Below are 26,287 nucleotides of genomic sequence, written 5' to 3' on the forward strand. Positions count from 1 at the left end.
GCTTTCCGCGCTTTCCGTGGTTCCGGAGCGAACCGTCACTCGCGTGGCCCTCGCAAAGGGGCCGGGCGCCGAAGGGGCCCGTAAGGATGCGGGCATGGGTATACGCACGCTCCACCGCCGTACGGCCATGGCCACGACTGTCGTGGTCGCGACCGTGACGGTGACCGCGGCCGTCGTCCCGGCGCTGTTCGCGCCGGTACCCGCGATCGCCGCGGAAGCGGGCACCGCCCAGCTGCCCGCGGTCACCCGTTCCCCCCACGAACGGGACCGCACCGCCCGGACGTCCCGCGGCCTGAGGGCGGCGCTGTCGGCACGCCTGGGCGCGCCCTCCGGCATACTGCGCGGCCCGAAGGCGCGCATCGAGGACGGTGGGCAGCCCCGGGCCGCGCACGGCCGGCGCGTGCACGGCACCGGAGCCTTCACCGGTCCCGCCCGTACCTATCGCATCGTCGTCCTGTCGTACGACAACCCGAAGACAGCACATTCGAAGACGGTGCATCCGAAGACAGCACATCCGAGGACGGCCCACCCGGCGGCGGCGCACGGGATCCGCGCGATCGAACGCATCGCCCGGGCCGTGCACCGCGGCCTCAGCCGTGGACGCGGTCTGCTCCTGGGGCCCGGCTCGCCGTCCGGGGCATGATCCGAACGGCAGCCCCGGGTCAGCGGGCAGCGGGACGGCTCGGCTCCGGGCGGGACGCCGCCGGGCCGGGGCGAGCGGGGGCGGGACGCCACACCCTGACGGCGGCGGCGTACAGAGAAAGGCCGAGGACCAGGCCCGCGCCGCCGCCGAAACACAGCGTCGGAATCAGCTCCCACGGCTTGGCGACGGACCCCCAGTACGCCCACCAGCGCAGCGCCCGCTGCACCGCCGCCACCAGCGCACAGCACCCGATCACCGCACCGGCCAGCCATCGGTCGGCGGCCGACAGCACGGGCACGCCCACGGCCGGCCCGTGCGGCGTGCGGCGCAGCGCCAGCACCACGAACGTCACGATCACAATGGCCGCCACCGCCGAACTGCCGTACTGGACGTACCAGTAGAGCGGCGAGCCCGCGAGGTCCCGCCCGAGGACGGGGAGGAGCCGCGTCCCCCACCGGTCGTGATGCGTGAACGCGTCCCACACCACATGCGTCAGCGCGCCGACCGCCGCGGAGACATACCACCGCAGAACCATCGGCGCGCGTACCGGCTCGCGCGTGGCCCCACAGCGCAGGAGCCGCGCCGTGCGCCCCTGCCGTGCCACAGGCATCAGTGCCACCAGCGGTTCGCGCAGCACCAGCCAGGCGCCCACCAGCACCCACGCGATGAGCACGTCGACGGTGAACACTCCGGTGAACGCGTGGGTGAAGCTGCCGAACTCCATCGCCCCGGGCAGCACGCTCGCCGCGTAGTAGGTCAGGTCGGGAGCGAAGGAGCCGGCCACGAGAACGGCGGGAATCAGTCGGCCGCGACCGGTTCCGTCCCCGCGTACGGCGGGCAGTACGGCCGCCGCGTGACTGAGAGTGAAGGGCAAGTCGTCTCCCTGCGGCTGCTGTTGGCCGGGTATGTCCGGCCCGTTGATCACTGGCGGCCAGTATGCGGGACGACGGCTCATGGCCAACTGGTGAACACCGGGCGCGAACGGGTCCCCGGGCGAAGGAAGTTGTCGTAGGGTCGCCTGGGTTGCCGCGCCGGGGAGCACAACCAAAGCGGCAACAAAACGATCAGAGATGTGAGAGACGGCGGGGTGGTCCGGTCGTCGGTGGGAGGGGTTCAATCGATGGCGGCGCAATTCGGCAGGAGGCTGCGCAAGGGCGCGGCAACCACCGCTGTGGCCGCGGCCGCGGTCGCGGCTCTGTCCGCCTCCCAGGCCCCGGGAGCGACCGTCGACGACCACGGCAGACAGTCGGCCGGTGCCGACACGGGCCAGGACGTGAGCGACACGGGCGACGGAACCGCGACCGGCAACTCGCGCTACTTCACCGATCTTCCGCCGCTCGAGAGCCCGAACCCCGCGCCGACCACGGGGGGTGGCGCACCCGCCGCCGCGGGCTCCGCCGAGGCGGGCATCCCCGCGACGGTCCTGGACGCCTACAAGCAGGCCGAGGCGTCGCTGCGCGAGTCCAAGCCCACCTGCAACCTGCCCTGGCAGCTTCTGGCCGCCATCGGCAAGGTCGAGTCGGGCCAGGCCCGCGGCGGCCGCGTCGACGCGAACGGCACCACCCTGTCGCCGATCCTCGGCCCGGTCCTCAACGGCAACGGCTTCGCCAGCATCAAGGACACCGACAACGGCGCGTACGACGGCGACAGCACGTACGACCGCGCGGTGGGCCCCATGCAGTTCATCCCCTCCACGTGGGAATGGTCGGGCCGCGACGGCAACGGCGACGGCAAGAAGGACCCCAACAACATCTACGACGCGGCGCTCGCCGCCGGGCACTACCTGTGCCGCTTCGACCACGACATGTCGGTCCAGTCGCAGATGAACGCCTCGATCCTCAGCTACAACAACTCGACGGCGTACCTCCACACCGTCCTGTCGTGGCTGCAGTACTACCGCAAGGGCACGCACGAGGTGCCGGACGGCACGGGCACGCTGCCCTCGCACAACAGCGACGGCACGACCACACCGAGCCCCACGCCGCCGGTGCCCTCCCCGCCGGCCGGCCACACGCCGGCCGGCGGCGGTCCGAAGAACCCCGCCCCGAAGCCGACCCCGCCCGCCCCCTCGACGCCGCCCGCCACCCCGACCCCGCCCGCGACCCCGCCCCCGACGACCCCGCCCACCACCCCGCCGACGCCCACCGAGACCGTGGACCACCTGGCGGACGCGGACACCGGGAAGCTCACGGCGACGGCGGGCGACACGTTCGCGCACAAGGTCGTCGTGCGCACCGAGGACGACGACGACAAGGCCGTGGCCAAGGTCCGCGTCCGGTTCACGATCATCGGGGACACGGACGCCGTCTTCACCGGCGGCGAGAGCGTCGCCACCGTCGTCACCGACAAGCTCGGCACCGCCACCGCGCCCGCGCTAGTGGCCGGGGAGAAGACCGGTGACTTCACCGTCCGCGTCACCGTCGTGGGCCGCGTCATGTCCGGCCTCGACTACACGGCGACCGTCACCGCGCGCCAGGCCGACACCCTGGCCCGCACCACCGACACCGCGCTGACGTGCGTGCCGGGCGGCGAGTTCGCCGACCAGGTCGAGCTGAAGGCCACCTACAAGGGCGCCGCCGCGGGCAAGGTCGCCGCCACCGCGACCCTCCTCAAGTCCGCCGACGACGCCACCGAGAACGACAAGGGCCCCTACTTCAAGGACGCCGACGGCAAGACCGTACGCACCCTCACCACCCTGACCACCGACGCGGACGGCCTGCTCAAGCTGCCGAAGCTGTACGCCGACGACACCACCGGCACCTACCTCCTCCGCATCACCACCACGGGCGGGGCGACCCTGACCGTCGAACTGACGGTGGCCGCCGCCGCCTCGTAGCCCCGCGCCGCCACAGCGCGGCCCGTGCGCGCCCCGGGGCGCCCCTCCGCTCACGCCGGAGGGGCGCCCCGCTCCGTTCCCGGTCCGATCCCGGTCCGTTGTGTGTGCGACGTGTTCTCATCTCGGCCCGCCGTTGCTACGGTGCCGGACCTGACGATGTATCAGCTCCTGGCCCCGGGAGGCCCGCATGCGTGCCCTCATCGCCGCCGCGACCGGTCTCGCCGTGGCGCTCGCGCTGGTCCTGACCATCACGGCCATGGGCTCGCCGGCCGGCCACACCTCGCCGAAGCCGATGCTCACCACCGTCCCCAAGCACCCCTGACGCACGCACCGGGAGGGCCGTCGAGATGCGCCGCAAGGCAAGCCTGATCCTGCTCGCGCTCGCCGTGTTCTTCGCGGCGCTGTCCCCGCTGCTGCGCTGGTACGCCTTCCCTCGCCTGGCCAAGATCCCGGCGAACCAGTACCAGGACATGGTTCTGGAGGCGAAGGACGCCACCCTCCTCGACTACGGCACCATGAAGGCCAGGAAGGTCTCCAAGGTCACCGTCGTGCAGACCCTCAAGGGCAACGTGGAGGCCTCCGAGAGGATCGAGCGGACCGCGGGCCGTGACGTCGTCGTCTGGGACTCCCTCTCCTATGTCCAGGGCCCCGACGGGAAGATGGTCTCCAAACTCCCCGAGCGCTACATCTTCGACGCGCACAGCCAGGACCCCGTCCACGCCACCGGCGAGTCCGTCGACGGCGACCCCGTCACCCGCCAGGGCATCGAGTTCAAATGGCCCTTCCGGACGGAGAAACGGGACTACGAGTACTTCGACGCGCAGACCCGCACCTCCGCGCCCATCCACTACAAGGACACCCGGACCTTCCGGGGCGTCGAGGTCTACTACTTCGAGCAGACCATCCCCTGGACGAAGGTGAAGTTCCCCAAGGTCATGCCCGTCCAGGGCATCACCCCGGAGTCCGTCGCCAAGACCGGCACCACCCGCTGGTACACCACCGTCCGCCGGTTCTGGGTCGAGCCGGTCACCGGAGCGCCCGTCTACGGCGAGGAGATCCACAAGGAGGAACTCCGCGGCGGCACACTCCTGGGCGACCGGGACAAGGTGACCGCCTTCGCCGGACACGTGAAGATGCGGGAGGACTACATCAGGCACACCGTCGACCTGGTCAAGTCGAACCGCACCCTGGTCCTGATGATGACCTCCTACCTCCCCTGGGGCTTCCTGCTCCTGGCCGCCGCCCTGCTGTCCCTCTCGCTGTACCTGGAGGCCCGGAGCCGCAGGCCCGGTGACGCGGCACCCGCTCCGGCGGCCGACCCCGAGCCCGTCAGCGCCTGAGCCGAGCGTTCGTGAACCGCGTCGGCTCGGCCGTCGCCGGGTCCTCGGGCCACGGATGCTTGGGGTACCGGCCGCGCAGCTCGGCCCGTACGCCCTTGTAGCCGTCCTTCCAGAAGGACGCGAGGTCGGCGGTGACCGCGGCGGGCCGGCCCGCGGGGGAGAGGAGGTGCACGAGAACGGGCACGCCGGCCACGGCGGGCGACGCGTGCAGCCCGAACATCTCCTGCAGCTTCACGGCGAGCACCGGCTGTCCGGGATCGGCGTAGTCGACGCGGATCCTCGACCCGCTCGGCACCTCGATCCGCTCGGGCGCGAGCTCGTCGAGCCGGGCCGCCTCCCCTGTCCCCCAGGGCAGCAGCCGGGCCAGCGCCTGCCCGGCGTCGATCCGCCCCAGGTCCGCCCGACGCCGGGCACGGCTCAGCTCCGGCTCCAGCCACTCCTCCACGCGCGCGTGGAGCGCCTCGCCCGAGACGTCCGGCCACGGGTCACCGAGCCGCCGGCGCAGGAACGCGAGCCGCTGCCGCAGCACCCCGGCGTCCGGCGACCACCGCAGCAGACCGAAGTCCTCCTCCCGCAACCCTTCGAGCAGCGCCTCCCGTACGAGCCCGGGGTCCGCGTTCCGCAACGGCCGCACGGCCAGCTCCACCGCCCCCAGCCGCTCCACCCGCCGTGCGACGACATCGCCCTCGGCCCAGTGGACCTCGTCGCACTCGGAGTACAGACCGTCGGCGGCCCGCCGTGCCGTCCGCTCGTCGATCACGGCCGCGAGCCGCACGCGCGCGTGCCCCCTGCCGACGGGACGGTCGGCGACGGCCACCGCGAGCCAGGGAGCACCGCGCAGGACGGAACCCTCACCGACGTCGGCCCGGGTTCCGTTGACCATGAGGTGGGAGCCGCCCTGCACATGGGCGAGGCGCTCGGGGAACGCCAGCGCGGCGACCAGCCCGACGACCCGGTCGTCCCCGAGCTCCCGCGCCCCGCCGTCCGCCGGGGCGCGGTCACCGTCGCCTCCGTGCCCCGGCCCCCCGGCGCGTGTCGTCGGAGAAGAAGGGGAGCCGGAGGCGGCCCCGGCGCCGGCCGCCGCGGAGCGAAGACGGCGCGACTCGGTGCGCCAGCGGGCCGCGTAGGCGTCGCCCCCGCGCCGGGCGGTGCGCCAGGCGGCGGCCAGGTCGTCGCCGTACTCGCGCGGGGGCTCCTCGCTCAGCAGGGCGACCACGTCGGCGGCCCGCGCCACGCCCACCACCGGGGTCGCGTCCAGCAGCGCCCGGGCGAGCCGGGGGTGCAGACCCAGGCGGGACATGCGCGCACCGCGTTCCGTGGCCCGCCCCGCGGCGTCGACCGCGCCCACGGCCGACAGGACGGCCCGCGCCGCCGCCATCGCCCCGCCCGGCGGCGGGTCCAGCAGGGCCAGTCCCGTCGCCTCCGGATCGCCCCAGCAGGCCGCCTGGAGGGCGAACGCCGTCAGATCAGCCACCTTGATCTCGGGGGCCGGGAACCGCGTCAGACGGCCGTCCTCCGCCTCCGCCCAGCACCGGTACACCGCGCCCGGCGCCTCACGCCCGGCCCGCCCCGCCCGCTGGCGTCCGGCCGCCTGCGAGGCCCGTACGGTCGCCAGGGCGCTCAACCCGCGCGCGTGGTCCACCCGCGGCTCCCGCGCCAGTCCCGCGTCCACGACCACCCGCACCCCGGGAACGGTCAGGGACGACTCGGCCACCGAGGTCGCGAGGACCACCCGGCGCCGCGCACCGGGTGCGAGCACCGCGTCCTGCACGGCGGCCGGAGCCCGTCCGTGCACCTGAAGCACATCGATGTCCCCGAGACCGCCCAGCTGCCCGGCGACCCGCGCGATCTCCCCGACCCCGGGAAGGAAGCACAGGACATCCCCCGAGCGCTCGGCCAGAGCGCGCCGCACCGTGGACGCCACATGCGTCAGCAGCGCCGGGTCCACCCGCATCCCGTGCGGCGGCCGTACGGGGCGCGCGGGCGGCGACCACACCACCTCGACCGGGTACGAGACACCCTCCGCCTCGATCACCGGCGCGTCGCCCAGCAGCCGCGCCCAGCCCCCGGCGTCCGTCGTCGCGGACGCGGCGACCAGCCGCAGCTCGGGCCGGAGCGCGGCCCGCACGTCCAGCAGGAACGCGGCCACCGTGTCGGCGTCCAGATGCCGCTCGTGGCACTCGTCGAGCACGACCACGTCGACGCCCGCCAGCTCCTGGTCCCGCTGCAGCCGCTGGAGCAGGACCCCGGTCGTGACGACCTCCACGCGCGCGCGGGGGCCGACCACCCGCTCCCCGCGCACCGTGAAGCCGACGCTTTCGCCGACCTGCTCGCCCAGCAGCCACGCCATCCGCCGCGCGGCGGCCCGGGCCGCGATCCGCCGGGGCTCGGCCACCACCACCCGGCGCGCCGGGCGCCCGTCGTCCAGGAGACCCGCCAGGGCCAGCGGCACCAGCGTCGTCTTACCGGTGCCGGGCGGCGCCACCAGCACCGCGCTGCCGTGCCCCTCCAGGGCATCGTCCAGACCGGGCAGGGCACCACGTACGGGCAGCACGTCCAGGGCGTCGTAACGGATCACGCCCCCAGTCTCGTACGGGCGTCAACTCGTGCCGGCGTCGAACCGGCCGCCCACGAGCCCCGGGACGGCCCTTCGCGCGGGCGGGGCGGGTCGCGCCATCGGTACGACGGGCCACGCGCGCGGGCGGTACGCGTGCGCCCTCGTACGCCCACGCGCGCGTGCCTCTTTACCCGTGCCTTTTTGCTCGCGGCCGTTCAGGCCGCAGCCCCGCACTCGCGGGGCTGCGGCCTGAAGTCCTTACGTCAGTCCCGCTCGCAGACGAAGATCGCCGTGCCCGGAATGAGGTTGCCGCGCAGCGGGGACCAGCCGCCCCACTCCTGGGTGTTCCAGGCGGGCCACTCCGGCTCGACGATGTCGACCAGGCGGAAGCCGCCGGCCACCACGTCGCGGACCCGGTCGCCGACCGTCCTGTGGTGTTCGACGTAGACCGCGCGGCCCTCGTCGTCCTGCTCCACGTACGGAGTGCGGTCGAAGTAGGACGCGGACGCCGTCAGGCCTTCGGGACCCGGCTCGTCCGGGAACGCCCAGCGGACCGGGTGCGTGACGGAGAAGACGAAACGGCCGCCCGGGCGCAGCACCCGGTGGACCTCCCGCAGCACCAGGACCGGGTCGGCGACGAACGGCAGCGCGCCGTACGCCGAGCACGCGAGGTCGAAGGAGCCGTCGGCGAAGGGCAGCGCACTGGCGTCCGCCTCCACCAGGGGCACGGTGCCTCCGATGCGCAGGGCGTGCTGGAGCTGGCGGTGGGAGAGGTCCAGGGCGACCGGACGCGCGCCCTGCCCGGCCAGCCAGCGCGAGCACTGTGCCGCGCCGGCGCCGATCTCCAGGATGTCCTTGCCCTTGAGGTCCTCCGGAGGGCCGAGCAGTTCGGCCTCCACCTCGTCCAGGCCCTCGGGGCACCACACGAATCGGTCGTCGCCGAGGAATGTGCCGTGTTCGATCTGGTAGTCGTCCGCGTTCCGGTCCCACCAGCCCCGATTCGCCCGGGAACTCTCGATGAGGTCCGCATCACGTCGGGTGGCTTCCGGTTCGAACGGTTCGGGCTCTTGGATGATCGGCTCCCTCGTCGTACTCTTCCGTCCAACCCGTCTCGGGCGTGTCACGAAAGAGGCGTCCTACTGCCCGCGTGGCCTTGTGAGACAGGTCTTGTGCCGGGATTGCGGCGATCCGCCCCGGGTGTGCGCCTTCGCGCATTGACCCTGCCCGGCTGCCCCCGTATGCTACAAGTTGCGCTGCGGGCCTGCGCTCCTCAGACGTAGCAGGCTGCGCTCGCATCTGTATGTATGTCCCCTCGGTTTTCGAGGCGCCTCCGGCTTGGCCGGGTTTGGCGCTTCCTTGGCTGTCCGGCCTTCTACAGAGCGAAACGGGCTCCCGGCGTAAGCAGTACCTACGACTCACTGTCCGTACCGGAGCCCTTTCCCACATGACGAGCAGCACCGAGACCACCTCTACCACGCCGCAGGTAGCGGTCAACGACATCGGTAACGAGGAAGCATTCCTCGCCGCGATCGACGAGACGATCAAGTACTTCAACGACGGCGACATCGTCGACGGCGTCATCGTGAAGGTCGACCGGGACGAGGTCCTGCTCGACATCGGTTACAAGACCGAAGGTGTCATCCCGAGCCGCGAGCTCTCGATCAAGCACGACGTCGACCCGAACGAGGTCGTCAAGGTCGGCGACGAGATCGAAGCCCTTGTTCTCCAGAAGGAGGACAAGGAAGGCCGCCTGATCCTCTCGAAGAAGCGTGCCCAGTACGAGCGCGCCTGGGGCACCATCGAGAAGATCAAGGAAGAGGACGGCATCGTCACCGGCACCGTCATCGAGGTCGTCAAGGGTGGACTCATCCTTGACATCGGCCTCCGTGGCTTCCTGCCGGCTTCTCTCGTCGAGATGCGCCGTGTCCGCGACCTCCAGCCCTACGTGGGCAAGGAGCTCGAGGCCAAGATCATCGAGCTGGACAAGAACCGCAACAACGTGGTCCTGTCCCGCCGTGCCTGGCTGGAGCAGACCCAGTCCGAGGTCCGCCAGACGTTCCTCACCACCCTCCAGAAGGGTCAGGTCCGTTCCGGCGTCGTCTCCTCGATCGTCAACTTCGGTGCCTTCGTGGACCTGGGTGGCGTCGACGGTCTGGTGCACGTCTCCGAGCTCTCCTGGAAGCACATCGACCACCCCTCCGAGGTTGTCGAGGTCGGCCAGGAAGTCACCGTCGAGGTCCTCGACGTCGACATGGACCGCGAGCGCGTCTCGCTGTCGCTCAAGGCGACGCAGGAAGACCCGTGGCAGCAGTTCGCCCGGACGCACCAGATCGGTCAGGTCGTCCCGGGTAAGGTCACGAAGCTCGTCCCGTTCGGTGCGTTCGTCCGTGTGGACGAGGGCATCGAGGGTCTGGTCCACATCTCCGAGCTGGCCGAGCGCCACGTGGAGATCCCGGAGCAGGTCGTCCAGGTCAACGACGAGATCTTCGTCAAGGTCATCGACATCGACCTCGAGCGCCGCCGCATCAGCCTCTCGCTGAAGCAGGCCAACGAGGCCTTCGGTGCCGACCCGGCGTCGGTCGACTTCGACCCGACCCTGTACGGCATGGCCGCGTCGTACGACGACCAGGGCAACTACATCTACCCCGAGGGCTTCGACCCCGAGACCAACGACTGGCTCGAGGGCTTCGAGTCCCAGCGTGAGGTGTGGGAGACGCAGTACGCCGAGGCGCAGCAGCGCTTCGAGCAGCACCAGGCTCAGGTCATCAAGTCCCGCGAGGCCGACGCGCAGGCCGAGGCCGAGGGTGCCAGCACCTCCAGTGCGGCTCCGGCTGCCTCCGGTGGCGGCGGTTCCTACTCCTCGGAGTCGGACGACAACTCCGGCGCCCTGGCGTCGGACGAGGCGCTTGCCGCCCTCCGCGAGAAGCTCGCCGGCGGCCAGAGCTGAAAGCTCTCCGCTAGCAAGTAGCTGAAAGAAGTGGGCCCGCACCGATTCGGTGCGGGCCCACTTCCATGGGGGGCGTTCTCCGGGAGCGCGTCAGGGCGTCACCGCGATGTTGGTGAGCCCCTTGCCGCCCGTCACCGTGTTCGAGGCGTACACGGTGGTCCTGCAGTCCGTGCCGTAGTTGGTGACGTTGACCGCCAGTCGCTTGTCGCCCGTGGCGCCCCGCAGGTCCGAGGTGTTGCCCCGGAACACCGTGCCGCAGCCCCAGCCGGGCTGCTGGGTGTGGGTCTCATAGCCGTCGTTCGTGGTGGCGGTGCCCTTGTTGTTCTCGACGAGTACGTCGTTGCCCTTCACGTCGACCCAGGAGTCGTCGTAGTTGGCACCGGTCAGGCCGCTGCCGTCGAAGGTGTTGCCGGTGACGCGCGCCCCCGTGGTGCCCTCCTTGATGTCGACGTTCTCGCCGCCCACGTCCGGCCCGATCGTGTTGCCGGTGATCTGGATGCGGTCGCTCTTGTCCGAGGTTCCGCCGGCCGTGCCCACGTACACTCCCTCGCCCATGCCGCGGCCGTCGTTGCCGGTGTCGTAGATCGTCGAGTTCCTGATCACGCCGTCCGTGCTGGAGTTGCGGAAGTGGACGCCCTCCATGTCGAGTCCGTGGACGGTGACCCTGTCGACGACGACACCCTTCGCCGAGTCGATCATGATGCCCTTCTGGCCGCCGGTGACGGTGACGCCCTGGACCGTCCAGTACGAGGCGCCGTTGAGGTGCAGTCCATAGCCGCCGCCCGCCGTGAGGACGGCCTTCGGGGAGCCGCTGAGGGTGATGCGGGAGCCCGCGCCCGCGGCCGTCGTCGCCTTGAAGTTGCCGGTGTACGTGCCGTCCGCGAGGTGGATCGTGTCGCCGGGGGCGGCCGAGGTGAGGGCCGACTTCAACTGGGCGGCGGTGGATACCTCGATGACCTGGGCCGCGTTCGCCGAAGGCGCTGCCGCCAGTGCCCCGGCCGTGACCGCCGTCGCGCCGAGCAGGGGGATGAGAAGCGTGCGTCGGATGCGCATGTGGGGGGTGACCTTCCCGTCGGTTCGCAAGAAATATGTTCTCGTACATGAACTCCGGGTGCCTATCTGAACGTAGAAGGGTTGCGGGGCCGCGTCAAGGTCTGGACCAGGCCGGTGTGCGGGGAGAGAAACGTGGCGGATACACGAGTAACTGCAGGGCCGTAACAGGCCGTTGCCAGGATCCCCGGGTCATTCAAGATCGTGAGGGGAGTCGAAGGCATGGCAGCACACGAGCGATCGACAGCGGCGAGCCGGCGGGCGTTCCTGCGAAACGTCGGTCTGACCGGCGGCGCGGGCGCCATGTTCGCCACCATGGGAGCCCTCGGCCTCGCGCCCACCGCGCAGGCCGCCCAACGCGAACAGCCCTTCCGTGCACCGAAGTCGGGCGATTTCACGCTCTCCGGGAGGGGAGCCGCGAAGGTCGTGATCGTAGGCGGCGGCATCGCCGGTCTCGCCTCCGCCTACGAGCTCGGCAAGGCGGGCTACGACTGTACGGTCCTGGAGGCCAGAGACCGCACCGGCGGCCGCAACTTCACCGTGCGCGGCGGTGATTCGACCACCGACCTGTACGGCAATAAGCAGACGGCCCGGTTCGGTGAGGGCCAGTACATGAACGCGGGCCCGGCCCGCCTCCCGCAATGGATGGTCACCCTCGACTACTGCCGGGAACTCGGCGTCCCTGTCGAAGTGTTCACGAATACGAACGCGGACGCGTACATGTACAACGAGTCGGCCGGCATGACCAAGCCCATGCGCCACCGGACCGCGAAGGCCGATGTCTACGGCTACGTCTCCGAGTTGCTGGCCAAGGCCACCGACAAGGGCGCCCTGGACAAGGAGCTGACGGCCGCCGACCAGGAGAGGCTCGTCGAGTTCCTCAAGGACTTCGGCGAACTCGGCGACAAGCTCACCTATGAGGGAGGCCCGCGCCGCGGCTACACCACCGTCCCGGCGGCCGCCGGAACCCCGGGCGTGCTCCTCGGTGACGTCCCGAGCGCCTCCGAGGTCTTCGCCTCCGGCGTCGGCCGGTACTTCTCCTTCGAGTTCGAATTCGACCAGGCGATGCTGATGTTCCAGCCGGTGGGCGGCATGGACCAGATACCCAAGGCGCTCACCAGGGCGATCGGGGCCCACCGCATCCGCACCGGAGCGGCGGTCTCCCGGATCACCGACAGGGGAAGCGGCGTCACCGTCACGTACACCCAGGGCGGGCGCACCAGGACCCTGGACGCCGACTTCTGCATCGGCGCCCTGCCGCCCAACATCCTCGCCAGGATCCCGCACAACCTCGGCTCCGGCGTCCAGAGCGCCCTGGAGGCGATCACCCCGCAGTCCGCGGGCAAGATCGGCCTCGAATATCGGTCCCGCTGGTGGGAGCTCGACCACCGGATCTACGGCGGCATCACCGAGACCGACCTGGACGTCACCCACATCTGGCACCCCTCGTACGGCTTCCACGGCCGGCGCGGAGTCATGATCGGCTACTACAACTACGGCTCCGACGCCGACTCGTACGCGAAGCTCACCCCCAAGGAGCGCGAGAAGCGCGCGGTGGCCGCCGGCGTGAAGATCTACGGCGAGAAGTACCGCACCGAACTCGACTCGTCCTTCTCCCACCACTGGCGTCAGACACCGCACCTGGAAGGTGCCTGGCACAACACCCCCGGCGGACCCGACGACGTCCGCTACAAGCCGCTGAACCGGCCCACCGGGCGGGTCTACTTCGCGGGCGACTGGCTCAGTTACGCCGACGCCTGGCAGCACGGCGCCTTCACGTCCGCCCGCAAGGCCGTCACCGCGCTCCACGCGCGCGTGCTGTCCTCGTAACACAGGTGTGCTGTGCTGGGAGCGGTCCGCCGACGGTGCCCTCACCGTCCCCGGAACTCCTTCCAGCCGCTCGTGGAGGCCGAGAGACCGGCACGAGGCAGCGGTGCGGAGCACGGGACGGGAATGTCCGTGCTCCGCACCATGTTGTGCAGTACGAACACGAGGAGGAGCGGTCACAGTGCTTGATCCGCAGGGTTTGTACGCATGGGAGCCGAAGGGCCTGGCCGTGGTCGACATGGCGCTCGCCCAGGAGTCGGCCGGTCTTGTCATGCTCTACCACTTCGACGGATACATCGACGCGGGCGAGACCGGCGACCAGATCGTCGACCGGGTGCTCGACTCGCTGCCCCACCAGGTCGTGGCCCGCTTCGACCACGACCGTCTCGTGGACTACCGGGCCCGCCGCCCGCTGCTGACGTTCAAGCGGGACCGCTGGACCGAGTACGAGGAGCCGACACTCGAGGTCCGGCTCGTCCAGGACGCCACCGGAGCGCCCTTCCTGCTGCTGTCGGGGCCCGAACCGGACACCGAGTGGGAGCGCTTCGCCGCCGCCGTCCAGCAGATCGTGGAACGGCTCGGCGTCCGTCTCTCCGTGAACTTCCACGGCATCCCCATGGGCGTCCCGCACACGCGCCCCGTGGGTCTCACCCCGCACGGCAGCCGCACCGACCTGGTGCCCGGCCACCGCAGCCCCTTCGACGAGGCGCAGGTCCCCGGAAGCGCCGAGTCCCTCGTCGAGTACCGCCTCATGGAGGCCGGTCACGACGTCCTCGGTGTCGCCGCGCACGTGCCCCACTACATCGCCCGCTCCCCGTACCCGGACGCGGCGCTGACCGTCCTGGAGTCCATCACGGCCGCGACCGGTCTGGTGCTTCCGGGTATCGCGCACGCCCTGCGGACCGAGGCGCACCGCACCCAGACGGAGATCGACCGGCAGATCCAGGAGGGCGACGAGGAACTCGTCGCGCTCGTCCAGGGTCTTGAGCACCAGTACGACGCCGCGGCGGGCGCCGAGACCCGCGGCAACATGCTCGCGGAACCGGTGGAGATCCCCTCGGCGGACGAGATCGGCCAGGAGTTCGAGCGATTCCTCGCGGAGCGCGAAGGCGAGGGCTGACCCCTCTTCCCGGGCTCCCGGACATCCGGATGCCCGGGGCGCTCCCTGGCGGACGGCCCGTCAGTGCCAGGCCCTAAGCTGCGGACATGCTGAAGGTGGGCCTGACCGGTGGTATCGGCGCCGGCAAGAGCGAAGTGTCACGGCTGCTCGTCGAGCACGGCGCGGTGCTGATCGACGCGGACAGGATCGCGCGCGAGGTCGTCGCGCCCGGAACTCCCGGGCTGGCGGCGGTCGTCGAGGCCTTCGGCGAGGACGTACTCGCTCCGGACGGCAGCCTCGACCGGCCGAAGCTCGGCTCGATCGTCTTCTCCGACCCGCAGAAGCTCGCCGTCCTGAACGCGATCGTGCACCCCCTGGTCGGCACCCGCTCGCGCGCACTGGAGGACGCCGCCCCCGGGGACGCCGTCGTCGTCCACGACGTGCCCCTGCTCGCGGAGAACGGCCTGGCCGCGCTGTACGACCTCGTGATCGTCGTCGACGCCCGCCCCGAGACCCAGCTCGACCGCCTCGTCCGCCTGCGCGGCATGACCGAGGAGGGCGCCCGCGCCCGCATGGCCGCCCAGGCCCCGCGCGACAAGCGCCTGGCGATCGCGGACGTCGTCATCGACAACGACGTACCCCTGGAGGAACTGGAGCGGCGCGTACGGGACGTATGGGCCGATCTCGTGAGCAGGGCCCGCCGGCCCCAGGAATAGCGGCCCTCGCCAGGGGCGTTGAACCCTTGCAGCGAGGGAAGGACTCTGCCGTGCCCGAGACCAGCGGATCGACCGGACGTACTCCGGAGACGCACGTCATCGACTTCCGCGCCGCCGAGCAACTGCTCGCCGCGCGGGACCCGCGGGGCGCGGTGAAGCTGCTCGACCCTGTCATCGCCGCGCATCCCGAGAACACCGCTGCCCGGCTGCTGCGCGCGCGTGCCTTCTTCGCCGCCGCGCAACTGCGCCCCGCCGAGCTGGAGTTCACGATCGTCCTGGAGCGCGAGCCGGACAACGCGTTCGCGCACTTCGCGCTCGCCCGGACCTACGAGCGCCAGCGACGCCCGGAGCAGGCGATGCGCCACTTCAGACTGGCGGCCGCGCTCGACCCGAAGCCGCAGTACCTGAAAGCGGCACGGTTCGACGCGTAGCAGGTCCACGCCGGGAGGCCGGTACGCGGCGGAGGGCTTCGCGGCTCCTCGCGCGCGACGCCGCCGATTCGGGGCGGCCGCCCGGCCGCTTCAGGGGTGCGACGGCCTCGACGGGCGGCGGCGCTCCGGCGGCCGGTACGGAGACCGGTCGTCCACGGGCTCGTACGGCGGGACGTCACGGCCGGGCTGATAGTGCGGGCCCTGCCTGATGTGCCGAAGGATCATGGTCATGTCGACGGTGACGATCACCCAGAGCAGGCCGCACGCGGCCGCCCATCCCGGCCGCCCGGCCAGGGCGAACGCGACCGTCCCGAAAATGGCCCAGATCAGGCCCCAGACACTCAGCCAGAAGCGCATCCGCAGAGCACTCCGCGCTGTCACCGGTTCACTGCCCGTACGCATCAGGATCACCACTCCTACAGGGAAACGTACTCTTCGTGGTGCACGTTCACCAAGGGAGAGCGGTCCGGACGGCGGCCGCCGGGGGAGGCGACGGTGCTGCTGAAGGCGCTGCGGGCGGACGCGAGGCTCGCCGAATGGCTGAGGGACCTGGAGGGTGAGTGCCCCGCCCCGCGGGAAGCGGCGCTCCCGGACGCCGACACGCTGCCGGACGTCCTGCTCGACCTGTCCGTGCCCCACGAGCACATCAACGAACTCGTCGCGCTGCGCGACCGGTTGGCCGCGGACCCGGAGGCCATGACCCTCCTCGCGCGCTGCGTCACCCGCTTCGTCCGGGACATGGGAGAGATTGGCAAGGGCTGGGAGCCGCCCGCGTTCCCCGCGACGACGGGAGCGCTCGGACGCTGCTTCCATCTGTACGTCTTCGTCGCGGCGCTGCCGCACGTCCGCGCCCATCACCGTGAGCGCGGTGTCCCGGAGGACGTCTCCCGGCACACGCTCGCCGACCTCGGCCGGCATGTGTCCGTGCACCACAGAAGGGCCGGCGGCCCCGGACTGCTGTTCCCCTGGTGGACGGCCCTGCACTTCCACGGTGAGCTGTTCCAGCTCGGCCGGCTCCAGTTCCAGCGGGCGCTGCTGGGGCGGCGCACGGGCCGTGCCGTCGCGGCGGCGGGGCTGGACCTGGGCCCCGGCGACCCCTGCCTGAGCCTGCACATCACCGACTTCCGCGGCCCCCTCTCCCCGTCCGCGTGCGACCGTTCGCTCGCCCTGGCCCGGGAGTTCTTCGCCCGCCACTACCCCGACGAGCGCCACGAGGTCGCCGTCTGCAACTCATGGCTGCTCGACCCGCAGCTCAAGCGGTATCTGCCGGCCGACTCCAACATCATCCGCTTCCAGGACCGCTTCGACATCGACCGCGAGGAGACGAGCCCGGACGACTCGGTGCCCGTCGGCTTCGTCTTCGGCGATCCGGAGCTCCCGCTCGACGAACTCCCGCGGCGCAACAGCGTCGAGCGCGCGGTGGTGGACCACCTGCGGTCGGGCGGACATTGGTACGGAGGGCGCGGCTGGTTCGCGCTGTAGTCCGTCCCGCCGTGGCCGGGCCGTGGACACGGCTCCCGATCGGACTGGTGTCCCTCGAACATGTCACCCGAACGAGTGATGAGGGGAGGGAACGGGCCTACGGAAGCCGTCCGTTGGACGGGTATGAGGATCGAGAAGCGTCAGGGATACGAGGGCACGGGACCCGGTGCCATCACACCGGACGGCTGCGCGGTCGAGCTCTACACCCGCCTGCCCGTCGGAACCGAACCGGACATCATCACCGCCGCGGTGCCCGCCGCCGCGCATGTCCTGGAGCTGGGCAGCGGGGTCGGGAGGATGACCCACCCGCTCCTGGAGCTCGGGTTCACGGTCACGGCGGTGGACGAGTCCGCCGAGATGCTGGAGCACGTCCGCGGGGCGCGCACGGTACACAGCACCATCGAGGACCTGGATCTCGGTGAGACGTTCGACGTGGTGCTGCTGACGTCGTTCCTCATACACGCCGGGGACGTGCGGGTGCGGCGGGCGCTGCTGGACACCTGCGTCCGCCATGTCGCCGACGACGGCTGCGTGCTGTTCCAGCGCGAGGGCGAGGACTGGCACACCGACGTGCCGCGCGAGCGCATCGACCCGTCCGGTTTCGCCGTACGGATCGTGTCGGCCGAGCCCGTCGGGGACGGGGTCGACTCGGTGCGCGCGGAGTACGTGTTCCCTGACGCCACCTGGACCCAGACGTTCCTGTCCCGCCCGCTGACGAAGGACGCGTTCGAGGAGGCCCTGGGGGAGGCGGGCCTGAAGGTGGACCGATATCTGACGGACGACGGGGTGTGGGTGAGAGCGGTGAAGGGGTGAGCGGTCCGGCGCAAGGGGAAGGGGACCGCCGGGGAGGCCCGGCGGCCTGGTGAGCCTGCGGAGCGGGCCCGTGCCGCACGGGCGGCACAAACTCCGCTCCGCACCGATGAGTTCCCGACCGGCCCCCGGTCTATCTCCGTGAAAGCAGCAGCCACCGCTTCACACAGGAGACCACCGTGTCCGAGACCACCCTTCCCCTCGCCACCACCGCTCAGGCCGCCGCCACGCCCCGCTCCCGCCGCGCCCGTATCTCCCTGACCGTCCTGCAGGTCGTCCTCGGCCTCTTCTACGCGTTCGCGAGCGCTCTTCCCAAGCTGATCGCCCACCCCTCGGCCACGGAGTCCTTCGACAAGCTGGGCTGGGGACACACGGGCATGTACATCATCGGCGCGCTCGAACTGGCGGGAGGCATCGCCCTGTTGATCCCGCTGCTGGATTCGGTGGCCGCGGTGGCGCTCAGCGCACTGATGGCCGGTGCGTTCATCGTCAACGTCACCGTCGTCCACGGCCCGTACGTGGCGACCCCGCTCATCCTGATCCTGCCGCTCGCCCTGATCGCCTGGGCCCGGCGCGGCCACACAACCGAACTGCTCCGCCTGGTGCGCCGGCGGGTGGGACGCCAGGTGTGACGACGCGGGAAGGACGAAGGGCTCCCCCGGGACCGGGGGAGCCCTCGACGTCGTACGACGGCATGTCGGCCTTCCGGAGGTTCAGGAGCCCGAGGTGCCGGAGGAACCCGACGAACCGGAGGAGCGGGGACCGGCCCAGGGAGGACCGCTCCAGCGGGGACCGGCCGAGCGGCGGGAAGCGCCCGCCGACCCGGTCGCTCCCGTCGTGCCGGTGGACGGGCCGGCGGAGCTGACCGGGCCGGACGAGCCCGTCTGCATCCCCCGCAGACGCTCCAGCTCGCGGCGGTCCCGCTTGGTCGGGCGCCCGGCACCCCTGTCCCGGAGGCCCGCCGGGGCCACGGCCTCGCGCGGCGGAGGCGGCGGGCTGTTGTCGACGTAGCACTCGACGGCGACGGGCGCACCGACCCGCTTGCGGATCACGCGCTTCACGACCACGACCCGTTCCCGGCCCTCGTGCCGCAGGCGCACCTCGTCGCCCACACGTACCGAGTACGCGGGCTTGACGCGCTCGCCATTGACCCGAACATGCCCGCCCCGACAGGCCGTGGCACCCATCGAACGGGTCTTGACGAGACGGACGGACCAGATCCAGCTGTCGACCCGCACGCTCTCGCCGCCGGCGGGCCCGGCAGCGGCGGCGGCCCTGGCGGCGGAAGCGGCCCCGGCCGTGGCCGCGGCGGCCTCCGTGTCGCCCGAGCCGCGCGCGTCGCCGGCACCCGCGCTCTTCATCTCCCCGTCAGCACCCTGAGAAGCCATGTCTCGACTCTAATGCCCGCGCTCCGGCGCACCGCATGCCTTTTCCGTCGCACGGAGCACCCCGGATGGGTCGTCCCCCCGAGTACGCCGAGGCCGGCGAGTGAAGCCGCCCGGTGGGGGACCGGGCGGGACCGGGCGGGGGCGGGCGGGTCGTACGGTGGTGGCGTGGACAGCGGCGATCCGAACGAAGAGGGTCCGGAGGTTTCACCTGGTCCGGAGGTTCCACCCGGTCCGGCGGTTTCACCTGGTCCGGCTGTTTCGGCTGGTCCGGAGGTTTCACCTGGTCCGGCTGTTTCCCCCGGTCCGGCTGTTTCGGCCGGACCAGGTGTTTCGGCCCCTCCGGACGAAGGTCTGTCCCGCCCGGCGGATCTCGCCGTGCTGGACGCTCGGATCGCCGGCTGCCGGGCCTGCCCGCGGCTCGTCGCGTGGCGTGAGGAGGTTGCCGCCACCAAGCGCGCCGCATTCGCCGACCAGACGTACTGGGGGCGTCCGGTGCCCGGGTTCGGCCCGGCCGACGCCTCCCTCCTCGTCGTCGGGCTCGCGCCCGCCGCGCACGGCGGGAACCGGACCGGGCGGATGTTCACGGGGGACCGGTCGGGCGACGTGCTCTACGCGGCGCTGCATGACGTCGGCCTCGCGTCGCGGGGGACCTCGGTGAGCGCGGACGACGGACTGGAGCTGTACGGCGTACGCGTCACCTCACCCGTGCACTGCGCGCCGCCCGCCAACAAGCCGACGCCCGAGGAGCGGGACACCTGCCGGCCCTGGCTCGTACGGGAGCTGGAGCTGCTGCGGCCCACGCTGCGGGCGGTGGTCGTCCTCGGGGGCTTCGGCTGGCAGGCCGCCCTGCCCGCCTTCTCCGGGGCGGGGTGGACGGTGCCCCGGCCGCGTCCGGTGTTCACGCACGGGGCACGGGTGACGCTCGCACCGCGGCCGGAGCCGGACGCCGCGGTTTCCGTCTCCGACTCCTCCTTCATCGAGCTCTTCGGGTGCTTCCACGTCAGCCAGCGGAACACCTTCACCGGGCGGCTCACGCCCGCGATGCTGCGGGAGGTACTGGGCACGGCGGCGGAGGCGGCGGGGGTGACGACCCGCACACCGTCGGGTTAGCCTCGCGCGATGGGTCTGTATCCGGAGATCGAACCGTACGACCACGGCATGCTCGACGTCGGCGACGGCAACCGTCTGTACTGGGAGGTCTGCGGGAACCCCGACGGCAAGCCCGCGGTCATGCTGCACGGCGGTCCGGGCTCCGGCTGCGGTCCTCGGTACCGGCGCTACTGCGACCCCGACACGTACCGGATCGTGCTGCTCGACCAGCGTGGCAGCGGCCGCTCCACGCCGCACGCCGCCGTGTACGGGACGGACATGGCCGTCAACACGACGGCCCATGCGATCGGGGACCTGGAGCTGCTGCGGCAGCACCTGGGTATCCGGCGGTGGCTGGTGTGGGGGGTGTCGTGGGGGTCGGTGCTCGGGCTGCGGTACGCGCAGACGTGCCCGGACGTCGTCTCCGAACTGGTGCTGACCGCGGTGGCCACCGGCTCGAACGCCGAAGTGGCCTTGCTGACCAGGGGACTTGGACAGTTCTTTCCCGAGGCGTTCGAGCGGTTCCTCGCCGAAGTGCCCGAGCGGGAGCGGCACGGCAACCTCGCCGCCGCGTACAACCGGCTGCTGGAGTCGCCCGACCCCGAGGTGCGGGCGCGGGCGGCGCGGGCCTGGACCGACTGGGAGACGGCGACCGTCCCGGCGCCCCCGCGTTCGGTGGAGCGCTACGAGGATCCCCGCTTCCGGATGGGCTTCGCCCGCACGGTCACGCACTACTGGGGCAACGACCACTTCCTCGGGGACGGCAACGACGAGGGTGTCGTGATTCGCGACGCGCCCCTGCTGAAGGGCATCCCGGGGACCCTCGTGCAGGGCAGCCTCGACTTCGGGAATCTGCTGGGCACGGTGTGGCGGCTCCACCATCGCTGGCCCGGCAGCGAGTTGACCGTCGTGGACGACGTGGGGCACACCACGGGGGCGGCCGGTGTGGTGGACGCGCTGGTGGCGGCGACGGACAAGTACGCCTCGCGTCAGTGAGCCGGCTCGGCCTCGGGCACGACGGCGGTCGCCGTGATCTCCACGAGCTGGCCGGTGTATCCGAGGCAGGCCACCCCGAGCAGGGTCGAGGAGTGCGGACCGATGCTCAGCCCGGACGCCTCGACGACGTTCCAGACCGCGGACAGTACGGCGGGTTCACCGCTGACGACGTACACATCGGTCGACACGACATGGGCCATGTCGCTTCCCACAGCACGTAGTTGCTCGTCGAGGTTGGCCAGCACCTGCTCGGCCTGCCGTACGGGATCGCCCGCGCCGACCAGCTTCCCGTCGGCGTCGAGCGGCACGGACCCGGCGAGGAAGGCCAGCTTCGTCCCCGCCTCGACGACGGACGCGTGCGCGTAGACGGGCGGCGCGAAGAGGCTGGGAACGGTGACGCGCTGGACCATGGAGGTCTCCCTGTCGATGGGGCGAGGGACAACCTGCCGATGATGCGGGTTCGGCGCGGGCGCCCGCATCCGAATTACCGCCCGGTACCCGGAAGGCCGAACGGAAGCAGAGCCACCTGGCCGGACGGGCCGGGCGGCGGCGGGGCGCCCCGGTTCGACATGCGCCGGGGCGGCCCGGGTCAAGCCGGTAGCGACGTGGGCCGGGGCGGCCCGGTTCAAGCCGGTGGCGACGTGGACCAAGGCACCCCTGCCGTTGGATACCGGGTCGACGCCGGTGCCACTCCGGCAGCATCCTCGTCCCATGCACACCGAGAAGCGGAGGTCCGTGCCGGTGAACGCGGACGACGAGAAGTTCCTCGCGGACGTCGCCGACCGGCTCGCCGCCCTCCCGGCCGTCCGGGCCGTGGCCCTCGGCGGTTCCCGGGCCGAGGGCACCCATGGTCCGGACAGCGACTGGGACCTGGCGGTCTACTACCGGGGCGGCTTCGACCCCGACGACCTCAGAGCCGTCGGCTGGCCGGGGGAGGTCTCCGAGATCGGCGGCTGGGGCGGCGGAGTGTTCAACGGCGGTGCCTGGCTGACCATCGACGGGCGTCGGGTCGACGTCCACTACCGGGATCTCGACGTCGTCGAGCACGAGGTGGCGGAGGCGCGGTCCGGCCGCTTCCGCGTCGAGCCCCTCCTCTTCCACCTCGCCGGAATCCCCACCTACCTGATCGTCGCCGAACTCGCCGTCAACCGCGTCCTGCGCGGCGACGACCTGCCGCGCCCCCGTGTCTACCCGCCCGAGCTGCGCGCCACCGCCCCCGCACGCTGGTACGGCACCGCGCGGGCCACCCTCGCCTACGCGAAGGCCCACCACGCGCCCGCCGGCCGGCTCACGGAGGTGGCGGGAGCCCTGGCGACAGCCGCCATGCAGACCGGTCACGCGGTGCTGGCGGCGCGCGGGGAGTGGGTGACGAACGAGAAGAGGCTGCTGGAACGGGCGGGACTGCGCGGGGTGGACGACCTCGTGACGGGCGCGCGGCCGGATCCCGGATCCCTTGTCGCCGTCGTCTCCGACGCCGAGGCGTTCCTCGGTGCGGCGGTGGAGTCGGAGCCGTTCTCTCCGCAGGGGTGAGGGAGTTGTCTCCGAAGAGTTGAGGACGTTGCCGCCGCGGGGCAGAGGGTGCCTCTCTCGGGGCCGGTCCGAACGGGGCGGGAAGCGCGCGGGGAACCGTCGGGGGCGAATAACCCTTCGAGTGATCCGGGCCGACGCTGCTACGGTCACCGACGTGGCGAAACTCAATCAGATCATCGCAGTGGAGAAGGGCATCAAGTCCAAGTCCCATCAGGACCTGACGGCTGCTCATCATGGCCTGCAGAAGCCGGCGTTGCTCGCCGGCATCTCGCGGACGTATCAGCCGAAGGACGAGGAGGGCGAGCAGCTGCCGCCCGAGTCGACCCGGGTCCAGGTGCAGGCCGAGGACGTGCTGCGGGACACCGCGGCCACCCTCACCCGGCTGTTCGACGTGACCGCCACCAAGGACTGGGCCAACTGCACGGCGAGGGCCGATGTGTCGGTGGACGGGCGGGTGCTCGTCGCCCAGGTGCCGGTCTCGTATCTGCTGTTCCTCGAGAAGCAGCTCACCGATCTCAACACCTTCGTGCGGAAGCTGCCCGTCCTCGACGCCTCCGAGTCCTGGGTACAGGACCCGTCCACGGACGCCTGGAAGACCGAGCCGGTGCGGACCCTTCGTACGAAGAAGGTCCCCCGGAACCACGTCAAGGCCGAGGCCACCGAGAAGCACCCGGCCCAGGTCGAGGTGTACTACGAGGACATCCCCGTCGGGTACTGGACCACCGTCAAGTTCTCCGGCGCCCTGCCCGCGCGGCGCGTGAACGAACTCCTCGACCGCGTCGAGAAGTTGCAGCAGGCGGTCAAGTTCGCCCGCGAGGAGGCCAATGGCGCAGACGTCGTCGACCAGCGTGTCGGGGACGCGGTATTCGGCTACCTGTTCGCACAGGGGTAGCCTCTGAAACTCCCCGGCCACCACGCACCACGGCCGGGGTGCGCGAGGAGCGCAAGCTGAACCTGAAGCTTGTCGTGAATGCACGGTTCCAGTGGAGGTTCGAGTCCTCCCCGCGGCACCAAGCGGCACTCCGGATCCACGGAGTGTCCACGCGCCGCGGTAGCCCAACTCGGCAGAGGCAGACCGTGATCAATCTCAGACTCTTGCTCCAGACTCAGTATTCGCCGCCGATCGCCGGATCAACCGGGCCCAGGCCCCAGTACGTCGAGATGCTGGTTCAAGTCCAGCCCGCGCAGCTCGATGCGTGGTGGTCCAAAGGCAGGACGCGGCGACATAACGACTGACCTGGGTCCTCAAGCGTGCCGGCGTGCGACATGGTGGCATCACAGGGTCCGGGGGCCGGCTACGCCCTCGGACCCGCTCCCTCGCCCCGCGCGCGACCGCACCCTCCCGGCCCGGTGACTCTCACCTCGCCATCGCGCGGACCCAGTGCCGCGCGGAACCGTCGCCGTACGGGACCCGTCGCCGCGCGGACCCGCTGCTGCCGCGCGCCTCGCCGCGGACGTGTTCCACACGGTGACCGCCTCCGCCGAGAACACGGTCCTCCTGCGGAGTTTCACATCGTGGAAACGCCCACGTTCTCTCTCCGTGCACACCGCGCACTACCCTGGTAACGACACGAGCCCGGCCGACGTCGCCCGAAGGCACCCTCCGCCCTCGCCCGACAGGAGCCCCGTGCGCCGCCTCACCCGTCTAGCCGTACCACCCTGGCTCGCCCATGCCCTGCGCGCGCAGCGCGGACCCGTCCCCTGGAACGCGGTCCTGCGGGGAGCCCTCGCCGCCGGGCCGCTGCTGCTCGTGGCCGTACTGAGCGGTCGTACCTCCCTCGGAGTGGTCGCCGCACTCGGCGCCATGCTGGCGGGGATCAACGACCGGCCGGGGAGCCGGCGGGTCGCCGTCGAACGGCTCGGGGTGCCCGCCCTCGCCGGGGCCGCCGGCCTGCTCCTCGGGTCGTACGCGGGACAGCACACCGGCGCCGTGACGCTCACCCTCGTCCTCACCGCGCTCGGACTGCTCGCCGGAGCCGTCAGCGCGATCGGCCCCGTCGCCTCCGGGGCCGGAACCCAGCTCCTGGTCACCTCGGCGATCGGCGCCGGGATGCCGCTGCCCGAACCGGGATGGGAGCGCGCGCTCTTCTTCCTCGGCGGGGCCGGCTGGCTGCTCGCGGTGCGACTCGCCCTGCCGACGACCGCGGTGAACCCCGGGGACTACCGGTTCGACGGGGAGCGGGACGCCGTCGGCGGTGTGTACGACGCCATCGCCCGGCTGCTGCTCGCCGCGGGCGGACCCGACGCGACCCGGCGGCGTGTCGCGCTGACCGCCGCCCTCGACCACGCGCAGGACGCGCTCACCGGGCCGCGCATCCGGCGATACGCCAGTTCCGCGGCCGAGCGGCGACTGCACGCGCAGTACGCCGCCGCGCTGCCGCTCGCCGAGGCCGCGACCGCGCTCGCCTGGTCGGGCGAGGCCGTGCCCGCGCGGGCCGCAGAGGGCCCCCGGCGGCTCGCCGTCGCCGTCCGGACCGGTGCGCCCACCGGGCCGCTGCCGGCGCCCGCCGTCCCCGGCACCCGGTCCGGCCCGCACGGGAGCACGTCCGTCGTGCCCGCGCTGCGCGCCCTCCACGACGCCCTGCTGGGCGCCGCCGAAGCCTTCGACCGCGGCTTCGGGAACGCCCTGCACACCCGGCGGCGCACCGCCGGCTCCCTCGTACGCACCGCTCTCGGTTCCGCGGGGCGCGAGTACGGGATCCGGGTCGCCCTCTGCTTCGGCGCGAGCGTCGCCGTGGCCCAGGCCCTGCACCACGCGCGCTGGTACGGCAACCACCCGCACTGGTACTGGCTCCCCGCGACCGCCGTCTTCCTCGTCAAGCCCGATCTCGGGCCGCTCGCCTCGCGCGTGCTGTGCCGGGCGGCGGGAACCGTCCTCGGCGCGGTCGCCTTCGCGGGGCTCGCCGTGCTGCTGCCGCGGCCGGAGGGACTCGTCGCCCTGGTCGCGGTCAGCGGCGCCCTCATCCCCGTCGCCACCCGGCACTTCGCCGCGCAGACCGCCGTCGTCACGGTCCTCGTCCTCGCCCTGGTGATGGTCGGCGGCGAGCCGCAGGCCTCCTGGAACCGGATCGTGGAGACCCTGCTGGCCTGCGCGATCGTGCTGCTCGTCGGACATCTGCCGACACTCGGCCAGCGTGGCGGGACCGTGCGGGCGAGGCTCACCCGGGCCGGCGAGGCGGCGGACGTCTATCTCGCCCATGTGCTGAGCGACGGTACGGCCCGCGACCGTACGGGCCGCTGGGTCCTTCGCCGTGAGGCCTATCGCGCGCTCGCCGAGGCCCGGGCCGCGATCGACCTCGCCGCGGCCGAACTCCCCGCCCTGGCACGGCACTCCGAGGGCACCGACGCGGTCGCGGCCACCCTGGAACGGCTCGTCGACACGACCACGGCGTGCGCCGTGCAGCTCGACGACACCGGCCGGCTCACGCCCCGGCACGCCGACCGGATCACCGAACTCCTCGGCGAACTCGCCGAGCGCCGCGAGCACGCGGGTCTCCGGGCGGCGCCCACGCGTCCGGTCGCGGTGTGACGCCCACGGGACCCGGC

General features: G+C 71.9%; 24 protein-coding genes. 17 read left to right on the forward strand and 7 right to left on the reverse strand.

Going from position 1 to position 26,287, the window contains the following annotated elements; genetic code table 11:
* Window positions 1-94 precede the first annotated feature (94 nt).
* Complete coding sequence (locus OOK38_RS23160; RefSeq protein WP_266757588.1) at window positions 95-643, forward strand: hypothetical protein; 549 nt, start codon at window positions 95-97, stop codon at window positions 641-643.
* A 19-nt stretch (window positions 644-662) separates the two neighbouring features.
* On the opposite strand, the gene OOK38_RS23165 is transcribed toward OOK38_RS23160, so the two are convergent.
* The gene (locus OOK38_RS23165) at window positions 663-1,517 is read right to left on the reverse strand and encodes a DUF4184 family protein (RefSeq protein ID WP_266757586.1); all 855 of its coding nucleotides are present in this window, start codon (window positions 1,515-1,517) and stop codon (window positions 663-665) included.
* Window positions 1,518-1,763: 246 nt separating this feature from the next.
* Here OOK38_RS23165 and OOK38_RS23170 point away from each other — a divergent pair, with 246 nt between their 5' ends.
* The 3 genes from OOK38_RS23170 to OOK38_RS23180 all read left to right on the forward strand — a co-directional run bounded on the left by OOK38_RS23170 (window position 1,764) and on the right by OOK38_RS23180 (window position 4,819).
* Window positions 1,764-3,479 (forward strand): lytic transglycosylase domain-containing protein, encoded by a 1,716-nt coding sequence (locus OOK38_RS23170; protein ID WP_266757584.1) that lies wholly within the window; start codon window positions 1,764-1,766, stop codon window positions 3,477-3,479.
* A gap of 187 nt (window positions 3,480-3,666) precedes the next feature.
* Window positions 3,667-3,801, forward strand: a complete 135-nt coding sequence (locus OOK38_RS23175; RefSeq protein ID WP_266757582.1) for an SPW_0924 family protein — start codon at window positions 3,667-3,669, stop codon at window positions 3,799-3,801.
* A gap of 25 nt (window positions 3,802-3,826) precedes the next feature.
* On the forward strand, window positions 3,827-4,819 hold the full coding sequence (locus OOK38_RS23180) for a DUF3068 domain-containing protein (RefSeq protein WP_266757580.1): 993 nt from the start codon (window positions 3,827-3,829) through the stop codon (window positions 4,817-4,819).
* Here the strand turns inward: OOK38_RS23180 and hrpB are convergent.
* Together hrpB and OOK38_RS23190 are read right to left on the reverse strand one after the other, a co-directional pair.
* Complete coding sequence (gene hrpB, locus OOK38_RS23185; RefSeq protein WP_266757578.1) at window positions 4,809-7,397, reverse strand: ATP-dependent helicase HrpB; 2,589 nt, start codon at window positions 7,395-7,397, stop codon at window positions 4,809-4,811. The two genes, OOK38_RS23180 and hrpB, sit on opposite strands and share 11 nt — an antisense overlap.
* Before the next feature lie 242 nt (window positions 7,398-7,639).
* A complete protein-coding gene (locus tag OOK38_RS23190) occupies window positions 7,640-8,500 on the reverse strand; it encodes a class I SAM-dependent methyltransferase (protein WP_266757576.1) in 861 nt (286 codons plus the stop codon).
* A gap of 320 nt (window positions 8,501-8,820) precedes the next feature.
* Between OOK38_RS23190 and rpsA the strand changes: the two genes are divergently transcribed.
* Window positions 8,821-10,323 (forward strand): 30S ribosomal protein S1, encoded by a 1,503-nt coding sequence (rpsA, locus tag OOK38_RS23195; protein WP_266757574.1) that lies wholly within the window; start codon window positions 8,821-8,823, stop codon window positions 10,321-10,323.
* A 90-nt stretch (window positions 10,324-10,413) separates the two neighbouring features.
* Here the strand turns inward: rpsA and OOK38_RS23200 are convergent, their stop codons facing one another.
* Window positions 10,414-11,376: a right-handed parallel beta-helix repeat-containing protein gene (locus tag OOK38_RS23200; protein ID WP_266848780.1), complete on the reverse strand. Its 963-nt coding sequence runs from the start codon at window positions 11,374-11,376 to the stop codon at window positions 10,414-10,416.
* Window positions 11,377-11,676: 300 nt separating this feature from the next.
* On the opposite strand from OOK38_RS23200, the gene OOK38_RS23205 reads away from it, so the two are divergent.
* The 4 genes from OOK38_RS23205 (at window position 11,677) to OOK38_RS23220 (ending at window position 15,446) form a co-directional block, all read left to right on the forward strand.
* Window positions 11,677-13,203, forward strand: coding sequence for a flavin monoamine oxidase family protein (locus OOK38_RS23205; RefSeq protein WP_266765633.1), 1,527 nt, complete (start codon window positions 11,677-11,679; stop codon window positions 13,201-13,203).
* A gap of 178 nt (window positions 13,204-13,381) precedes the next feature.
* A complete protein-coding gene (locus tag OOK38_RS23210; RefSeq protein WP_266757570.1) occupies window positions 13,382-14,320 on the forward strand; it encodes a PAC2 family protein in 939 nt (312 codons plus the stop codon).
* 86 nt (window positions 14,321-14,406) lie between these two features.
* Entirely contained in the window at window positions 14,407-15,015 is a 609-nt protein-coding gene (gene coaE / locus OOK38_RS23215; RefSeq protein WP_266757568.1) for a dephospho-CoA kinase, read from the forward strand.
* Between the two features lie 50 nt (window positions 15,016-15,065).
* On the forward strand, window positions 15,066-15,446 hold the full coding sequence (locus tag OOK38_RS23220) for a tetratricopeptide repeat protein (RefSeq protein WP_266757566.1): 381 nt from the start codon (window positions 15,066-15,068) through the stop codon (window positions 15,444-15,446).
* A gap of 90 nt (window positions 15,447-15,536) precedes the next feature.
* Here OOK38_RS23220 and OOK38_RS23225 read toward each other — a convergent pair whose 3' ends face one another.
* Window positions 15,537-15,848, reverse strand: coding sequence for a DUF6343 family protein (locus OOK38_RS23225; protein WP_266757564.1), 312 nt, complete (start codon window positions 15,846-15,848; stop codon window positions 15,537-15,539).
* Between the two features lie 93 nt (window positions 15,849-15,941).
* On the opposite strand from OOK38_RS23225, the gene OOK38_RS23230 reads away from it, so the two are divergent.
* The 3 genes from OOK38_RS23230 to OOK38_RS23240 all read left to right on the forward strand — a co-directional run bounded on the left by OOK38_RS23230 (window position 15,942) and on the right by OOK38_RS23240 (window position 18,370).
* Window positions 15,942-16,928, forward strand: a complete 987-nt coding sequence (locus OOK38_RS23230; protein ID WP_266757563.1) for an acyltransferase domain-containing protein — start codon at window positions 15,942-15,944, stop codon at window positions 16,926-16,928.
* 123 nt (window positions 16,929-17,051) lie between these two features.
* A complete protein-coding gene (locus OOK38_RS23235) occupies window positions 17,052-17,741 on the forward strand; it encodes a bifunctional 2-polyprenyl-6-hydroxyphenol methylase/3-demethylubiquinol 3-O-methyltransferase UbiG (RefSeq protein ID WP_266757561.1) in 690 nt (229 codons plus the stop codon).
* Between the two features lie 176 nt (window positions 17,742-17,917).
* Window positions 17,918-18,370 (forward strand): DoxX family protein, encoded by a 453-nt coding sequence (locus tag OOK38_RS23240; protein WP_266757559.1) that lies wholly within the window; start codon window positions 17,918-17,920, stop codon window positions 18,368-18,370.
* Window positions 18,371-18,451: 81 nt separating this feature from the next.
* Here OOK38_RS23240 and OOK38_RS23245 read toward each other — a convergent pair whose 3' ends face one another.
* Window positions 18,452-19,126 (reverse strand): RNA-binding S4 domain-containing protein, encoded by a 675-nt coding sequence (locus tag OOK38_RS23245; protein ID WP_266757557.1) that lies wholly within the window; start codon window positions 19,124-19,126, stop codon window positions 18,452-18,454.
* Between the two features lie 351 nt (window positions 19,127-19,477).
* Here OOK38_RS23245 and OOK38_RS23250 point away from each other — a divergent pair, with 351 nt between their 5' ends.
* Window positions 19,478-20,236 carry a uracil-DNA glycosylase gene (locus OOK38_RS23250; RefSeq protein WP_266765632.1) on the forward strand — a complete coding sequence of 253 codons (759 nt, stop codon included), beginning with the start codon at window positions 19,478-19,480 and terminating at the stop codon, window positions 20,234-20,236.
* 9 nt (window positions 20,237-20,245) lie between these two features.
* Window positions 20,246-21,211, forward strand: a complete 966-nt coding sequence (pip, locus tag OOK38_RS23255) for a prolyl aminopeptidase (RefSeq protein ID WP_266757555.1) — start codon at window positions 20,246-20,248, stop codon at window positions 21,209-21,211.
* Here the strand turns inward: pip and OOK38_RS23260 are convergent.
* Window positions 21,205-21,621 (reverse strand): RidA family protein, encoded by a 417-nt coding sequence (locus OOK38_RS23260; RefSeq protein WP_266757553.1) that lies wholly within the window; start codon window positions 21,619-21,621, stop codon window positions 21,205-21,207. The genes pip and OOK38_RS23260 overlap by 7 nt on opposite strands.
* A gap of 301 nt (window positions 21,622-21,922) precedes the next feature.
* Here OOK38_RS23260 and OOK38_RS23265 point away from each other — a divergent pair, with 301 nt between their 5' ends.
* The 3 genes from OOK38_RS23265 to OOK38_RS23275 all read left to right on the forward strand — a co-directional run bounded on the left by OOK38_RS23265 (window position 21,923) and on the right by OOK38_RS23275 (window position 26,270).
* Entirely contained in the window at window positions 21,923-22,741 is an 819-nt protein-coding gene (locus tag OOK38_RS23265) for a nucleotidyltransferase domain-containing protein (protein WP_266757551.1), read from the forward strand.
* A gap of 154 nt (window positions 22,742-22,895) precedes the next feature.
* On the forward strand, window positions 22,896-23,633 hold the full coding sequence (locus tag OOK38_RS23270) for a hypothetical protein (protein ID WP_266757549.1): 738 nt from the start codon (window positions 22,896-22,898) through the stop codon (window positions 23,631-23,633).
* Between the two features lie 735 nt (window positions 23,634-24,368).
* Window positions 24,369-26,270, forward strand: coding sequence for an FUSC family protein (locus tag OOK38_RS23275; RefSeq protein ID WP_266757547.1), 1,902 nt, complete (start codon window positions 24,369-24,371; stop codon window positions 26,268-26,270).
* Window positions 26,271-26,287 lie beyond the last annotated feature (17 nt).

The sequence above is a fragment of the Streptomyces sp. NBC_00568 genome, from assembly GCF_026341855.1.
GTDB lineage: Bacteria > Actinomycetota > Actinomycetes > Streptomycetales > Streptomycetaceae > Streptomyces.

Excerpts from the sequence above, each read along its gene's own strand:
- OOK38_RS23175 (WP_266757582.1), top strand. The coding sequence starts at position 3,667 with ATGCGTGCCCTCATCGCCGCCGCGACCGGTCTCGCCGTGGCGCTCGCG.
- OOK38_RS23160 (WP_266757588.1), top strand. The coding sequence starts at position 95 with ATGGGTATACGCACGCTCCACCGCCGTACGGCCATGGCCACGACTGTC.
- OOK38_RS23200 (WP_266848780.1), bottom strand. The coding sequence starts at position 11,376 with ATGCGCATCCGACGCACGCTTCTCATCCCCCTGCTCGGCGCGACGGCG.
- coaE (WP_266757568.1), top strand. The coding sequence starts at position 14,407 with ATGCTGAAGGTGGGCCTGACCGGTGGTATCGGCGCCGGCAAGAGCGAA.
- OOK38_RS23245 (WP_266757557.1), bottom strand. The coding sequence starts at position 19,126 with ATGGCTTCTCAGGGTGCTGACGGGGAGATGAAGAGCGCGGGTGCCGGC.
- OOK38_RS23260 (WP_266757553.1), bottom strand. The coding sequence starts at position 21,621 with ATGGTCCAGCGCGTCACCGTTCCCAGCCTCTTCGCGCCGCCCGTCTAC.
- OOK38_RS23205 (WP_266765633.1), top strand. The coding sequence starts at position 11,677 with ATGTTCGCCACCATGGGAGCCCTCGGCCTCGCGCCCACCGCGCAGGCC.
- OOK38_RS23265 (WP_266757551.1), top strand. The coding sequence starts at position 21,923 with ATGCACACCGAGAAGCGGAGGTCCGTGCCGGTGAACGCGGACGACGAG.
- rpsA (WP_266757574.1), top strand. The coding sequence starts at position 8,821 with ATGACGAGCAGCACCGAGACCACCTCTACCACGCCGCAGGTAGCGGTC.
- OOK38_RS23225 (WP_266757564.1), bottom strand. The coding sequence starts at position 15,848 with ATGCGTACGGGCAGTGAACCGGTGACAGCGCGGAGTGCTCTGCGGATG.
- pip (WP_266757555.1), top strand. The coding sequence starts at position 20,246 with ATGGGTCTGTATCCGGAGATCGAACCGTACGACCACGGCATGCTCGAC.
- OOK38_RS23235 (WP_266757561.1), top strand. The coding sequence starts at position 17,052 with ATGAGGATCGAGAAGCGTCAGGGATACGAGGGCACGGGACCCGGTGCC.
- OOK38_RS23180 (WP_266757580.1), top strand. The coding sequence starts at position 3,827 with ATGCGCCGCAAGGCAAGCCTGATCCTGCTCGCGCTCGCCGTGTTCTTC.
- OOK38_RS23170 (WP_266757584.1), top strand. The coding sequence starts at position 1,764 with ATGGCGGCGCAATTCGGCAGGAGGCTGCGCAAGGGCGCGGCAACCACC.